The following is a 12,766-nucleotide window of genomic DNA, read 5'->3' as shown; positions in this document are numbered from 1 at the left end:
TCTCCTTTCTAAAACCGGAAATATAAGAACGGATTGTACGAAGCGTCGACCAGATACGCCGTGCAGAGAATTAATCCCGCCCCGATCAACAGCGGCATCACGCCTTCCCAGCAACGCCCGCGGATCTTCGTTTCGTAAAGCTGATGACCCAGCGGCGTGCTGGCCAGAATCATGATGACCAAAAGCAAGCCGTAGTCCCGCAGATAGAACAACGTCCGGGCGTTGATCAGACTCACCGCCCCCCAGCCGAACATCATCTTCAGATAGGCTAACCCGGCATCCAGATCGGTAAAGGCGAACAGCACCCAGCCTAACAGAATCAGGACCAGCGCGTAGCCATGCTGAAGCACTTTCGGAAGCCGCTCCAAGATCGGCTTGAGAACAAACTTTTCCAGTATCAAAATCACGCCGAAGTAGATTCCCCAAAGCATGAAATTCCAGCTTGCGCCATGCCAGAAACCCGTCAGCAGCCAGACGATCATCAGGTTGCAAATCTGCTTTCCCCGGCCGTGCCGGCTGCCGCCTAAAGGGATATAGACATAATCGCGGAACCATGTGCTTAGTGATATATGCCAGCGCCGCCAGAACTCTGTAATCGAACGGGAGATATATGGATAGTTGAAGTTTTCCAGAAACTCAAAGCCCAGCATTTTGCCTAAACCGATCGCCATGTCGCTGTAACCGCTGAAATCGAAATAGATCTGGAAAGCGAAGGCGATGATGCCTAACCAGGCCGCGGCCACACTCATCTCACTGGCCGGCAGTGCGGAGATCGTATCCCACAATGCGCCGATGGAATTGGCAAGCAGCACTTTTTTGGCCAGACCCGCGACAAACCGCTGTACGCCCAAGGCAAATTGATCCGCCGTTTCCTGACGGTGATCCAGCTGTTCAGCGATATCCTTGTAGCGCACGATCGGCCCGGCGATTAACTGCGGAAACAGCGTCACGTAAGCGCCGAAGGAAACGACGCTCTTTTGGACTGGCGCCTGCCTGCGGTACACGTCGATCGGATAGGACATCGTCTGAAAGGTATAGAAGGAAATACCCACCGGCAGGGATAAGTGCAGCGGACTGAGCGGCAAGCCCAGCGCCTGCAGATTGTGAATGAAAAAATCAGCATATTTGAAAAAGCCTAACAGACTTAAATTAAAGATGACCGAGAACCAGACAAACCGCTTCGCTTTTCTCCGGTCGTCACAATACTTATCCACCATCCGGCCGTTGTAATAGTCGACAAAGGTGGAGATCAGCATGATTACGATATAGACCGGCTCCGACCAGCCGTAAAAAATCAATGAAACGAGAAAAAGACAAAAATTCCTGGCATGCAGCGGCGCCAATTTAAGCACCGCCAGCACGACAGGAAGATAACCAAATAGAAATGGCAGACTGCTGAAAACCATGTTACTGCGCGGCCGCGTTCAGGCTGTCGGAAATCTCCTGCAGAATCGCGTCGGCCTGATCGGCGATGACGATCGCGATCACGTTGCCTTCCTCCAGCGTCTTGCGGTTTTTAACCAGCTCATACTGTTCCGGAAGATAGGTCGACCAGGTTTGTTCCACAGTTTCCATTCGTTTGTCCAGCGCTTTCCTGACTTCGTCCAGCTTGCCGTCCTGCGCCTCGACCAGAATGATTTCCGTCGCATGCACGTTCATCGCCGGCATGAAAATCGCGTAATCCTTAACCAGATCGCTCGACAAGCCATACATATCGACTAAGACCGTATCATCGACGTCCATCGACATCGGCAGCTGATATTCGTCGTTGCGGCGAATCGCTTCCATAATGCCTTTTAACCCTTCCGCGGTTTCCGGCGAAGCACTTGGCGTCATCGTCGGTTCAGCCGACGGCGTCGCGCTCGGCGTTGGCGACGGCTGCGGATTCTTTTTCGAACATCCCGTCAGCATCAAACAGCCGACGGCTACACAAGCTATGATTAATTTTTTCATTTTCAAATCCCTCCGTGGCATTAGCATGCCCCTTGTTGATCGCAGGTATACCCCGGATCGTATGAGAATTATATCAAAAGCCCGTTTAAAAAACTATCCCCTGTTTCTTTCGATTTCTTGACTTTTTCCTAACCCCTTTCGTTTCATTGCTTTTTCATTTCTTCCCCTTCCCTTTTTTCACCAGCCCTCTTGCGATCAGACCAAAAAGCATCCCCATCCTGGCCTTCCCTTTTCCACAGCGATGAAATCTGACGCCGCAGGCTATTTTAGCTTGCTGAAAAATGATAAACTGAATACAGGGTGGGATGAAGATGAAAAAACGAATACAAAAAGCTGTCGGGAAAACGCTGCCGTTCCTTGCGTTATCCCTGTTTCTGGTCTTTCTGTTGTCCTGGACCTTTGTGCCTTATACTCGCGAAAATGTTGCCAGGCATGATTTCACCGGCTATACCGCAGGAATCAAAAACAACGCCCTGCAGCAGGAATATCCCGACGATTTTTTACATCTTGTCTGGCAGCCCACGGATGAGGAAACCGCTGAGATTCTGACTTTCCTGCGCCAGCTCCGACCGGTGCAGAGGATGATTTCAATCAGAGCGCGGGCCTTTATGTCCCAACGAGTCTGGATCCGGAAGGCGTCATTCTCTTCAATGGTCAACAGCTCTACCGACTATGCGAAGCCGGGAAAACATACAAGCATCAGCCGCTTTTGATCATCTACAAATTCTCGATCAAAGATCAGACGTTAAACTTCAAAGAATCTGTTTATTATGCCAGCAGTCAGGACGTCGGCGTTTTCATGGACAAGCTGGCTGACATCCGCGGTTCATCGGTGGATTATCCTTATTCACCCGCAACCCGGTTTCCTGTCGGCGGTTAGTTCCTTTAGCCAATCCGCCGGCATTCTGCTTCACTTTGTTTCTTTCGCGTCCGCTTCCGGGCGTTTTTGATTTCCTTTTCGGGCAAAAAGAAAAACAGCGACCGCTGTCCTCTTTTCATTCATTAATCAGTTAAGCCCCATTCCGGGATTTCGTTGCCGCGGCGAATCAGAATCGTTTTCTGGAAATCCGTCTGATTCAGAAACCGCAGGATCAGATCTTCTTCCGCTTTTGTGCAGCCGACCAACAGCTTTACCTCAATTTCCTTCTGCAGGATATCCGCAGCCACGACCGCGGTTTTGACCATGGAGGATTTTTCGCTGCCGCGGTACACTGCAATTCCCCCTTCGTTCGATTCGGCCGCCAGATCGACGTAATGACCGTAGTCCACCGGATAGATCAAATTCTTATATTCCGGATGCTGTTCTCCTTTTTTCCGACTTAAAACGAATTTACTGGAAAATACGAGAGTATCTATCTTCTGCCAAAAGAACGCATTGTTTTCATAATTGTCCATTGATAAATCTCCTATCTCTTTAGTATTATATCGAAAATGAAAAGACTTGTAAATCATTAATCATTCTTTACAAGTCAGTTTGAGGCTTTTTTACAGCCTTTTATGAAAATTATTTAATGGGTTTTCTTAATCAACATGGACATGACTGCGGGTAATCTCGGCAATCGTGCTGCATCCCGACATGATCATCGTTTCGCGCAGCTCGCTGCGGATCTTCTCCAACGTTAAGCGTACGCCTTCTTTACCGCCGCCAACGGCGGCCAAGGCCAGCGGCCGGCCGATCAGCACGCCGTCTGCCCCCAGGGCCAGCGCTTTAAACACATCCAATCCTGACCGGAAACCGCCGTCGACCAGAATCGTGATCTGACCCTTAACCGCAGCCGCAATTTCCGGCAGGACTTCAATCGTCGCTAACGCGTCGTCCAGCACCCGTCCGCCATGATTGCTGACAACGATCGCATCCGCTCCGGCTTCGACACACTTGCGCGCCCCTTCCACAGTCAGCACGCCCTTGACGATCAGCGGAATGCCGCCCGCCATTTCCTTCATTTTCTTCAAGTCCGCCACGCTCTTGTTGACCACCGGCGTCGTTCCTTTGCGCAGCAGCACCAAACCGGCCGCGTCGACATCGGTCGCTAACGCGAAGACCTGATGTCCCTTGAACCGCTCGATCCGCGCCTGCACGCCTTCCTCGCACCACGGCTTGATCGTCGGGATGCCCATGCCGTCGTGATCCAGCACCGCCTGCAGCGGCTTGGCGAACAGATTGTCGATGTCGATACCATCGCCCGTAAAGGCCAGCGTTCCCGCTTCCAGACACCCTTCGACCGTCGCTTTGTTGTATTCTTCCTCCGTCATCTCAGCGCCATAGTTATTCTTAATTCCGGCCACCGGCGCGCAATACACTGGCAGCGCCACGGTATTACCGAACAACGTTGACGTCGTGTCAATTTCTTTGTTTTCCACTAACACGTCCATCTGAATCCGTACGGATTTTAACTTTTCCACATTGCGGATAAACGTGCTTCCGCTGCCTTTCCCGCCCAGGCCCGGGATTTCCCCCTTGCAGGCCAGGCCGTTGCATACCGGACAAACCCGACACTTCGGCGATTTTTTCTTTGCTTCCTGAATGATTTCTTCTAAGGTCATTTCTGCCAACCCCTTTCCCTGTTCTTCATTATAAGAGTCCGGCGGGATGAAGACAAGCGATATTTGACAGAATTCGCCTGCAGCGGCAATGTCCTGTGCCGCTTACAGAATACAGAGTCAAAAACAAAGGGAGCATAATGGCAATAACGCGAAACGATTCCTTCCGCCGCCTGCAAGCCAGACTCAGAGGCTATGCTGGTTCTCCATCCGGATCACCGACAGCGCTTCCGCTGCCGATTCCACGGTCCAGCGGGCCTGTTTGCGGATTTCACGTTCCGCCCCAGCCATACAGAAGCTGTAAGGAAAGGTCTGGAAACACGGCAGATCGTTGCGGTCATCACCGATCACCGCCACTTCTTCCCGCCGTAAGCCCAATTCCCCGCAAGCCTCCAGAATTCCCCGGGCTTTATCCACGCCCGCGCTGACCATCATCAAGGTGCGGGCACTGGTTTCAATGACGTTAAGCCCCCGGTTCACCGCCAACACCCGCAGTCGCACAGCCTGGGCCGCCAATGCATCAGGATACACCGCCAGAATCATGGCAAGCTTTGCATCAGGGCGCTGCGGATCCCATAAACGAACTCGACGATGATCCTGAATCCAGCCCCGTGGATTTGCGCAATATTCGCGAACCAGCGGCAACTGTTCATCGTAAACGAGCCAGTCGTTGTCCGGCGTGACCATGGCCACCCGATTTTCCCGTTGGTCACCCCCTGAAATTTTCCACAGCTGACTTTCATCCTGCTTTGGCAAAAGATGCAGCCGGCGGCTGTTTCCCACCTCGATTACCGCTCCATTCCAGCCAACGACGGCGGCCCATCTTCGTAAACTGTAATTTTGAATATACCCGGCCGAACGCGAGGTCGCAATCCCCGCCAAGCCGCCGGCATCCTGCCAGCGCTGTAAAGCAAGCTCATTTTCCTCACTGATCCCTGCGGTTTTCTGGCCCTGCTTCCGCAGCAGCGTCCCGTCCAGATCAAGCATGACGCATCGAATCATTCTGTATCCCTCCCTGACCATTCGTCTGCGTTCATTATTTCAAAGTTCCGGAAGGAAAGCCAGCCGGCGGCGTCAGCTTACAGACACGCTTGCTGAATCAGCTGACAGGCCAGATCGTGCTCTTGCAATCTGACCAATGCCTGAAACCGCAGCTGCACCAGTTTTTTCTGCAGCACTCCGGCCAGCGGATCAGGCTGTAAGCTGAGCTCCACGAGCTGCTTTGCGTCCTCATTGATCAGCGCCGTGAGCCAGCGCAGCGTAGCGTCTGATTGATGCTTGCGCTCAACTTCTTCCTTCATCCGTCTTAAAAAGAACAGACACGCTTCCTGTTGATGACAAAGCCAGGCGGCCACCGCACCGGCAATCAATAACGGCGGTCGATGAATCACCGCCGCACAAGCCTGGGCATGCGCCAGCGCTGCTTCCGGCTGATCCAGAAGCAAAGCTGCCAGGGCGAGGCGTTCCTCAGCCATCAGCTGAACTTCCGGGCATTGAAATCGCTCGGCTTCCTGACGAACCCGCAGCGCCAACGTCTGCGCAGTTTCCGGTTCATCATTTAAAAACAGATCGGCCTGATGAATCCGGGTATGGATTGCCCGGACAAAATAGCCATTGCGTGAAAACTGATCCAGCGCCCGCTGATTCATCAACAGCGCGCTTTGCGGCCGCTGCAGACGCATCAGACAGTCGGCTTCATGGTAGCGGATCAACGCCTGCGCGCCTTCATCCTGCCCCAGAGCTTCAGCACGGATCAACCACGACTGCGCGGCTTCCACCTCATCCAGGGCTTTATGATGAATGCCGCGGTAAAGCCGATACCATTGTTGATCCTGAAGCGTCAGAGCTGAACCGGCCTTTTCCAGCACCTCCCGCAAGGCAAAGACTTCCCCAGTCCGGTTTTCACCCCGGCTGATCCGGACGATCCATTCCGCCAACAGCAGCTGAGCATAATGACAGCTGGCTGATAAAGTTTCGCGCTTCCTGCATAAATCTTCAAAGACCACGTCGCGCCGGTCCATTCGGTAATCCAGAATCGCCTGATAAAGCGGCGCCAGACTGAAATCCGGAAGCCAGACCAATGCCGGATCATAGGGCAGTGCCAATTCACTGAACAACTTGCGCAGCGTGTACTCTGCCGGCCGCTGCACGCCGTTTTCCACATCGCTTAAATACATGGCCGAAATTCCTGTCCGCTCAGCGAGGGAACGCAGCGACAGATTCTGGTCAAGCCGGTTTTGTCTGAGCATAAAGCCCAGCGCTTGTTTTGGATAATCCATTTATTTTTCACCTTTCTCTAAAATTCCTGCGGCAACAGATCCGGCGGTCAATGAAAAAAGTCTGTCCCCAGGCTCAGACAGACTAATCGAGAATTTTAGCAACTGGAATCTGACATGCCTCGGCCAGCTTTAGCGGCTCATAGATCTGCATCAGATTCATCGTATTCGCAACGATCAGCGCACAGCCGCGGGCGTCGCTGCCGGCGTCGTGGTGATCAAGCTGAATTCCCATATAATCGCAGACGTCGTTGAGCCGGTGATGTTTCAGATAGGGATAAACCTTACGGCTTAACTTCACCGTACAGAAATACGGTGCATCCGGCAGCTCCAGCCGGTACAGCGAACAGCAGCTGGCCAGCACCTTCATATCAAAACCGGCATTATGCGCGCACAACACGCCGCCGTCCAGCCACGGTTTCAGCTGCTCATAAACCTTAGGAAAAAAGGGAGCGTCCGCCACCTGATCAGGTGTGATGCCATGAATCTCAATAAATGAAGGATAGAACTCGTCGTAGTAAGGATGCGGCCGGATCAGCCAGCTCCCGCTGAACACCATCTCCCCCTCATCGAACACCGTCAGTCCCACAGCGCAGGCGCTCATCGACGAGGGATTCGCGGTTTCGAAGTCAATCGCTGCCCACTTCATTATTCGCGAACGTGATCCAGAGCTTTCTGGAATATTTCTTCTATGTGATCGTCATCCAGCGAGTAGTACACCACTTTGCCATCCTTGCGGCTGCGGACCAACCGCGTTTTCTTCAGCGAAGCCAGCTGATGCGACACTGCGGAATGCGTCATCTTGAGCAGCACCGCCAGATCGCCCACGCACATTTCCCGTTCAAACAAGGCTTTCAGTACTTTTAAACGGGTCGGATCGGCAAACATTTTGAACAATAAAGCCAGATCCTCAAATTCACTTTCGCTGAGCATTTTTTTCTCCACTTCCGCGACGATTTCGGGATGGACGATTTTTTCCTGCAGTTCTTCCTTCTCCATGCGCTTCACCACCATTGGAATTATTATATCACATTCCGCTTACTTACGGGTAACTCAGGCGGTTTCCGCTTCCGGATCAGCCTGAAAAGAAAAGTTCAGCGCCCTCCCGCTCTTCTGTTTCCCCCTCTTTAATCCTTTGCAATTTCAAAAATCTTTTAGCATTTCAAGCCGTTTTAAACGTTCTAAATTGTCTGGACAAAAAAGACCGCTTTCTTCGATCATCCGCTTAACGGCGCTGATGACTTTCGAAAAAACGGTCTTTCTCTCTGTGGTTTACGGCGAAGTCCAATCTTTATTCCAGAGGTTCAATCGTCCCGTGAAACAGAGTTTTCCCCACGTTGCTAAAAGAGAGACGTTTATCTTTTAGCCGGTACAATTTCGATCCAGTAGCCATCCGGATCTTCAATAAAATAAATTCCCATGCCTGGATTTTCAAAGCAAATCACGCCCATTTCCTGATGTTCACGATGGGCTTCTTCAAAGTGATCCGTTGTGAAGGCGAGGTGGAACTCCCCTTCTCCCAAATCATATTTTTCTTTTCTGTCTTTCAATTCCGTCAATTCCAACTGAAAATGCCCCAGGTCATCCTCCAGATAGATCAGCTGGAAGCTGCCGTCCGCCGCCGTATGCCGGCGCGCGATGTGCAGGCCGAGCGCCTTTTCGTAAAATTCCAGCGAGCGCTGCATGTTCAGCACGTTGAAGTTAAAATGATTAAACGTAAATTTCATATTTTCTGCCGGGAACTGACAGCAGAGCGCCGGCGCCGCGCCGGCTTCAGCTGCCGTTCTTTTCCTTTCGCATAGATTTTAAAATACGGTACGATCTTATTGCGGTTAAAGCATTCGATCGTTTCCGTCTGGCCGTCGGTCAGCTGCAGCCACAGCTGATCTTCGTTGTTATGTTTCTGATATTGCCAAAGCAGAATTTCTTCCCAATAAATCAACATACATTCATCACGATTTTTCCGATTGTAAAGAACCAGAAACTCATCGGTAAACTGCATTAAAATCCGGTCCGGCATCACGATCAGGGCATACGAAGAAATCGCAAGCAGGACGACACCCACAATCGCGATGGAAGATCCGGAAATGATGAAAACTCCGGAAACCAGCATCAACGCCAACAGGGATCCGATCGGTTTGACCTTGACTTCGTTGAGCACCTGCATCTCTTGCGGCAGATTGCGAATTTTCAGCACCTTTGATTTCACAGAAGAGCTTCCTTTCTTTTTCCAACATCCTTATTATACCGTGAATTTTTAACTCTGCGCGATTTTCACATCACATCACAAAATGTCGTCGGTCGCCTGCAGCGCCAGATTATGAATATTGTTCCGGGCAGTCAGGATTTTAGTGTTGGAACGGGACGGATGAACACGGTTGGTCAGCGTCACGACGCCGATGCCCAATTTGAAATCGACGATGATCGAGGGCCCGGAGAATCCGGTGTGATACAGACAGGCATCGCTGGCGTAATCGCCCAACGCATAATTCGGATCGGAGAGCACCCAGCCGATTGAGCGTTTTTCGTTCAATCCCACGGTCTGGCATTTCTGAAGCAATTCTATCGTGCGTTTGCTGAAAAACCGCTTTCCCTTGTAAACGCCGTCGTTGAGCAGCATAGTGATATAATGCGAAATATCTTCCAGCGTCGAGAACACGCCCGCATGGCCGCTGACGCCGCCCAGCTTGAACGCCTTGCCGTCATGCACGACGCCCCGCACTACGCCGCCGCGGCTTTCCATCACTTCTTCCGCACAGCAGCGCGAACGCAGGGAAGCGTCCGGCCGGTAACCCGTTTCGCTCATTTCCAGCGGATCAAACATGACCTGCTTCGCATAGCCGTCCAGACTGCCCTTCAGCTTGGCGATGACTAAGCCCAGCAGAATGAAGTTGACGTCGGAATATTTCACCTGCGTTCCGGTTGGATATTCCAGTTCCATCTTCCACACCGCTTCGATCATTTCCGCATCGTCCTTCATCTGCTTATAGCCGTTGATATCTGCCGGCAAGCCTGAACTATGGGTAATGCAGTCCTTGATCGTCAGCTCTTTCTGGCCGAACTGCGGCAGGATGTCTGCAATCTTGGTTTTCAAAGTGATCGTGCCTTCCTCAATCAGCTTGAGAATGCAGGTCGTCGTGACGAGCACCTTGGATATCGACGCCAGATCGTAGATCGTGTCCAGACCATTCGCTTCTTTTTCCGGGACTAATTGTTTATAACCGACGCTGCATGTCCACTTGTCATCCTTCGTGATCACGGCGCAGTTGCAGCCCGGGAAGATGCCCTCTTCCACGCACTGTTGTAAATATTGTTTTAACGCTTCCAGTTTTTTTTCATTCACCATGGTTTACTCTCCTCTTTCGTCCTCATTATAGCCTACTTGCGCTGAAAATTCATCCCCTATTTCCGGGCTGAGCGACGCGCTCAGATTCAGCCGGACAAGCAGTTCGCCGATCAAGGCATCCATACCCTGACCGGTAAGACAGCTCAACAGAATGCCGTCTTGCCGTTCCCATTGCGGGATTTGATCCGCCTTGTTGTAAACTGTAAGCCGTTCGATAGACAGGGCATGCAGACGGCGCAGCGTCTGCGTGACAATTTCATGCTGAATCTCCCATTGCGGATCGGAAGCGTCGATCACTTCGATTAAGAGATCCGCTTCCTGAATTTCCTGCAGCGTGGATTCAAAAGCATCAAGCAGAAAATCCGGCAGATCGCGGACAAAACCGACGGTATCACTGAGCAAAATCTCTGCCCGGCCTGCCAGCTTAATCCTTCGGGTCGCGGAATCCAGCGTCGCAAACAGCTGATCGACGGCTGCGACCTGCTTTGCCGGCGCCACAGACCGCACGGACAACAGCGCATTCATCAGCGAAGATTTCCCGGCGTTGGAATAACCGATCAAACACACCCGCGGCAAGCCGCTCAAACGGCGCCGACGGCTCTGGACAGCTTGCTGAAGCTTCAGCTGCTCCAGTTCCACGCGGATATCCCGAATTTGTTTTTCAATCGTCCGGCGTGAGCGTTCCAGCCGGGTTTCGCCAGCCCCGCGGTTGCGGACGCCCCCGCCCTGCTGCTGATCGGCATGGATCTGACCTTCGATCAGGCGCGGCAGCTGATAGGCCAGCCGCGCTGCCTCCACCTGCAGATGAGCCTGGCGCGTGCGGGCACGCCGTGCAAAGATTTCCAGGATCAGCGCGCTGCGATCCATGACCGGCAAGCCGATTTCCTGTTCCAGATTCCGCGTCTGAATCCCTGTCAGTTCGTTGACAAACACTGCGCCCTCCGCGCTCTGCGCTTCGCAGCTTTGCTTCAGTTCCGCCGCTTTTCCCGAACCGATCAAGGTCCGCGGATGTCCTTTCAGCGCTTTCTGCGTCAGCCGCGCTTTGACCTCAATCCCGCAAGCCTCACAAAGCAGCGCCGCTTCATCCAGTTTCTGCGCCCAGCTTTGATCCGTTTCCCGAGTTCTCAATCCTGCCAATACCGCTGATTTCATGTACTCCCGCCCTTCGTTTTGAATTGATAAGTCGTGCTTTTGACAGCCCTGCCCTTCCTGTTAAAATATCAAAGCCGATGCCGTTAAAATAAGAAATATGGGCCAGTAGCTCCCATATTTTCTTTTTGCAGCTGACTTTTTCTTGTCTGAATTCACCGCGCTGCGGCTTCGTTGATCAGCCCAGGATCGGCGTAATCGTCGAATTGATAATTTCTTTTAACGTTTCGCAGCTGGCGTCGAATTTGCCCTGATCAACTTCGTTCAGTTTCAGCTTGATGATCGTTTCCACGCCGGCACGCGTGATGATCGCCGGCACGCCGATATACAGTCCTTCCTGGCCATATTCCTGATTCTGATAACAGGAAACGGTCAGAATGACGTGCTCGTCATCCAGAATTGCCCGGACTAACCGGTTCAAAGACAGGCCGATGCCGTAATAGGTGGATTTCTTACGATTGATGATCTCGTAGGCAGCCTGCTGAACCTGATGATAGATCTCGTTGAGATCCTGCAGGTCGCGATGATTTTCATCGAGCATTTCCAGCAGATTTTTGCATCCGATGTAGGCGTGCGTCCATGGCACAAAACTGGAATCCCCATGCTCGCCCATGATATAGGCGTGGATGTTGCTTGTCGATATGCCCAGATATTCGCTCATTAAATAGCGCAGCCGGGCCGTGTCCAGAATGGTTCCAGAGCCGATGACGCGGTTTTTCGGCAGGCCGGAAACCTGCTGAGCGACATAGGTCATCAGATCGACCGGGTTGGACGCGATTAACAGAATTCCGTTGAAGCCGGAAGCCATGATGTTTTCTGTAATGCTTTTCATGATTTTCGTGTTGACCGCCGTCATATCCAGACGGGTCTGGCCAGGCCTCTGGGCTGTTCCGGCCGTGATGACGACCATTTCCGCATCCGCGCACTCTTCATAGCCGCCGGCTTTGATGACCAGCTTATTGCGGGCATAAGGTAAGCCGTGCTGCAAATCCATGGTTTCTCCAATCGCTTTTTCCTCATCGACGTCCACCAGGACAAGTTCATCAATTCCGCCTGTTGTTAGAAATGAATAAGCCATGCTCATTCCGACGAAGCCTGTGCCGACCAAGACGATTTTTCTGTCCTTCATAAGAATTCCGCTCCTTTTCCAGGGTCTTCTGCCCTTCTCTATCTTTATTGTAACAGGATTGCCGAAAATAGGGAGGACTATGCGCTGAAAATGCAAAAGAATGGTTAGAAACCCGATTTTCTTCACGATTTCCAACAGCTCACGGCAATCAGAAGCGCCGGCTGTCGGAAAATCCGGATCTTTGGCATGGGACATCTCAGATCGCGAACGCCCCTGATCAAGGCCATGACGTCAAAGCCGGATCGAATAGGGTAGAGGGAAAATAAATTTCGCCCCTCCCATTGCACCGTACGTACGGATCTCGTATACGGCGCTACATATGTATTGCTGTCACGAATAACTTAGATAGTACTCTAAAGGATTGACTAAGCC

15 protein-coding genes are annotated in these 12,766 nt (G+C 52.0%); 2 read left to right on the top strand and 13 right to left on the bottom strand.

Annotated elements, in window-relative coordinates; genetic code table 11:
• Window positions 1-8 precede the first annotated feature (8 nt).
• Complete coding sequence (locus BQ7364_RS09975; protein WP_369802556.1) at window positions 9-1,352, bottom strand: MBOAT family O-acyltransferase; 1,344 nt, start codon at window positions 1,350-1,352, stop codon at window positions 9-11.
• Between the two features lie 55 nt (window positions 1,353-1,407).
• Window positions 1,408-1,953: a DUF4358 domain-containing protein gene (locus BQ7364_RS09970; protein WP_072684588.1), complete on the bottom strand. Its 546-nt coding sequence runs from the start codon at window positions 1,951-1,953 to the stop codon at window positions 1,408-1,410.
• 311 nt (window positions 1,954-2,264) lie between these two features.
• On the opposite strand from BQ7364_RS09970, the gene BQ7364_RS09965 reads away from it, so the two are divergent.
• Complete coding sequence (locus BQ7364_RS09965) at window positions 2,265-2,666, top strand: hypothetical protein (protein WP_072684587.1); 402 nt, start codon at window positions 2,265-2,267, stop codon at window positions 2,664-2,666.
• Entirely contained in the window at window positions 2,663-2,833 is a 171-nt protein-coding gene (locus BQ7364_RS18015; protein WP_159432790.1) for a hypothetical protein, read from the top strand. The genes BQ7364_RS09965 and BQ7364_RS18015 overlap by 4 nt, the downstream gene beginning before the upstream one ends.
• Window positions 2,834-2,955: 122 nt before the next feature.
• Here BQ7364_RS18015 and BQ7364_RS09960 read toward each other — a convergent pair whose 3' ends face one another.
• From BQ7364_RS09960 to BQ7364_RS09910, 11 genes are all read right to left on the bottom strand, one after another.
• Window positions 2,956-3,348: an Inorganic pyrophosphatase gene (locus BQ7364_RS09960; RefSeq protein WP_072684586.1), complete on the bottom strand. Its 393-nt coding sequence runs from the start codon at window positions 3,346-3,348 to the stop codon at window positions 2,956-2,958.
• Between the two features lie 126 nt (window positions 3,349-3,474).
• Complete coding sequence (locus BQ7364_RS09955; RefSeq protein ID WP_072684585.1) at window positions 3,475-4,497, bottom strand: alpha-hydroxy-acid oxidizing protein; 1,023 nt, start codon at window positions 4,495-4,497, stop codon at window positions 3,475-3,477.
• Between the two features lie 183 nt (window positions 4,498-4,680).
• Window positions 4,681-5,496 carry an HAD hydrolase family protein gene (locus tag BQ7364_RS09950; RefSeq protein WP_072684584.1) on the bottom strand — a complete coding sequence of 272 codons (816 nt, stop codon included), beginning with the start codon at window positions 5,494-5,496 and terminating at the stop codon, window positions 4,681-4,683.
• Window positions 5,497-5,573: 77 nt separating this feature from the next.
• Window positions 5,574-6,773 carry a helix-turn-helix domain-containing protein gene (locus tag BQ7364_RS09945; protein WP_072684583.1) on the bottom strand — a complete coding sequence of 400 codons (1,200 nt, stop codon included), beginning with the start codon at window positions 6,771-6,773 and terminating at the stop codon, window positions 5,574-5,576.
• An 82-nt stretch (window positions 6,774-6,855) separates the two neighbouring features.
• The gene (locus BQ7364_RS09940) at window positions 6,856-7,419 is read right to left on the bottom strand and encodes a 3'-5' exonuclease (RefSeq protein ID WP_072684582.1); all 564 of its coding nucleotides are present in this window, start codon (window positions 7,417-7,419) and stop codon (window positions 6,856-6,858) included.
• Window positions 7,419-7,769 carry an ArsR/SmtB family transcription factor gene (locus BQ7364_RS09935; RefSeq protein WP_039865401.1) on the bottom strand — a complete coding sequence of 117 codons (351 nt, stop codon included), beginning with the start codon at window positions 7,767-7,769 and terminating at the stop codon, window positions 7,419-7,421. The genes BQ7364_RS09940 and BQ7364_RS09935 overlap by 1 nt, the downstream gene beginning before the upstream one ends.
• Window positions 7,770-8,125: 356 nt before the next feature.
• Complete coding sequence (locus BQ7364_RS09930) at window positions 8,126-8,497, bottom strand: VOC family protein (protein WP_072684580.1); 372 nt, start codon at window positions 8,495-8,497, stop codon at window positions 8,126-8,128.
• Window positions 8,494-8,979 (bottom strand): hypothetical protein, encoded by a 486-nt coding sequence (locus tag BQ7364_RS09925; RefSeq protein ID WP_072684579.1) that lies wholly within the window; start codon window positions 8,977-8,979, stop codon window positions 8,494-8,496. The genes BQ7364_RS09930 and BQ7364_RS09925 overlap by 4 nt, the downstream gene beginning before the upstream one ends.
• Before the next feature lie 75 nt (window positions 8,980-9,054).
• On the bottom strand, window positions 9,055-10,116 hold the full coding sequence (locus BQ7364_RS09920; RefSeq protein WP_072684578.1) for a serine hydrolase domain-containing protein: 1,062 nt from the start codon (window positions 10,114-10,116) through the stop codon (window positions 9,055-9,057).
• 3 nt (window positions 10,117-10,119) lie between these two features.
• Window positions 10,120-11,268, bottom strand: a complete 1,149-nt coding sequence (hflX, locus tag BQ7364_RS09915) for a GTPase HflX (protein WP_072684577.1) — start codon at window positions 11,266-11,268, stop codon at window positions 10,120-10,122.
• Window positions 11,269-11,443: 175 nt separating this feature from the next.
• On the bottom strand, window positions 11,444-12,394 hold the full coding sequence (locus tag BQ7364_RS09910) for an L-lactate dehydrogenase (RefSeq protein ID WP_072684576.1): 951 nt from the start codon (window positions 12,392-12,394) through the stop codon (window positions 11,444-11,446).
• Window positions 12,395-12,766: the final 372 nt, after the last annotated feature.

The organism is Holdemania sp. Marseille-P2844 (genome assembly GCF_900120005.1).
Taxonomy (GTDB): domain Bacteria; phylum Bacillota_I; class Bacilli_A; order Erysipelotrichales; family Erysipelotrichaceae; genus Holdemania.
The sequence above is the reverse complement of the archived record's forward strand: the minus strand, read 5'-3'. Positions and strand labels throughout refer to the sequence as shown.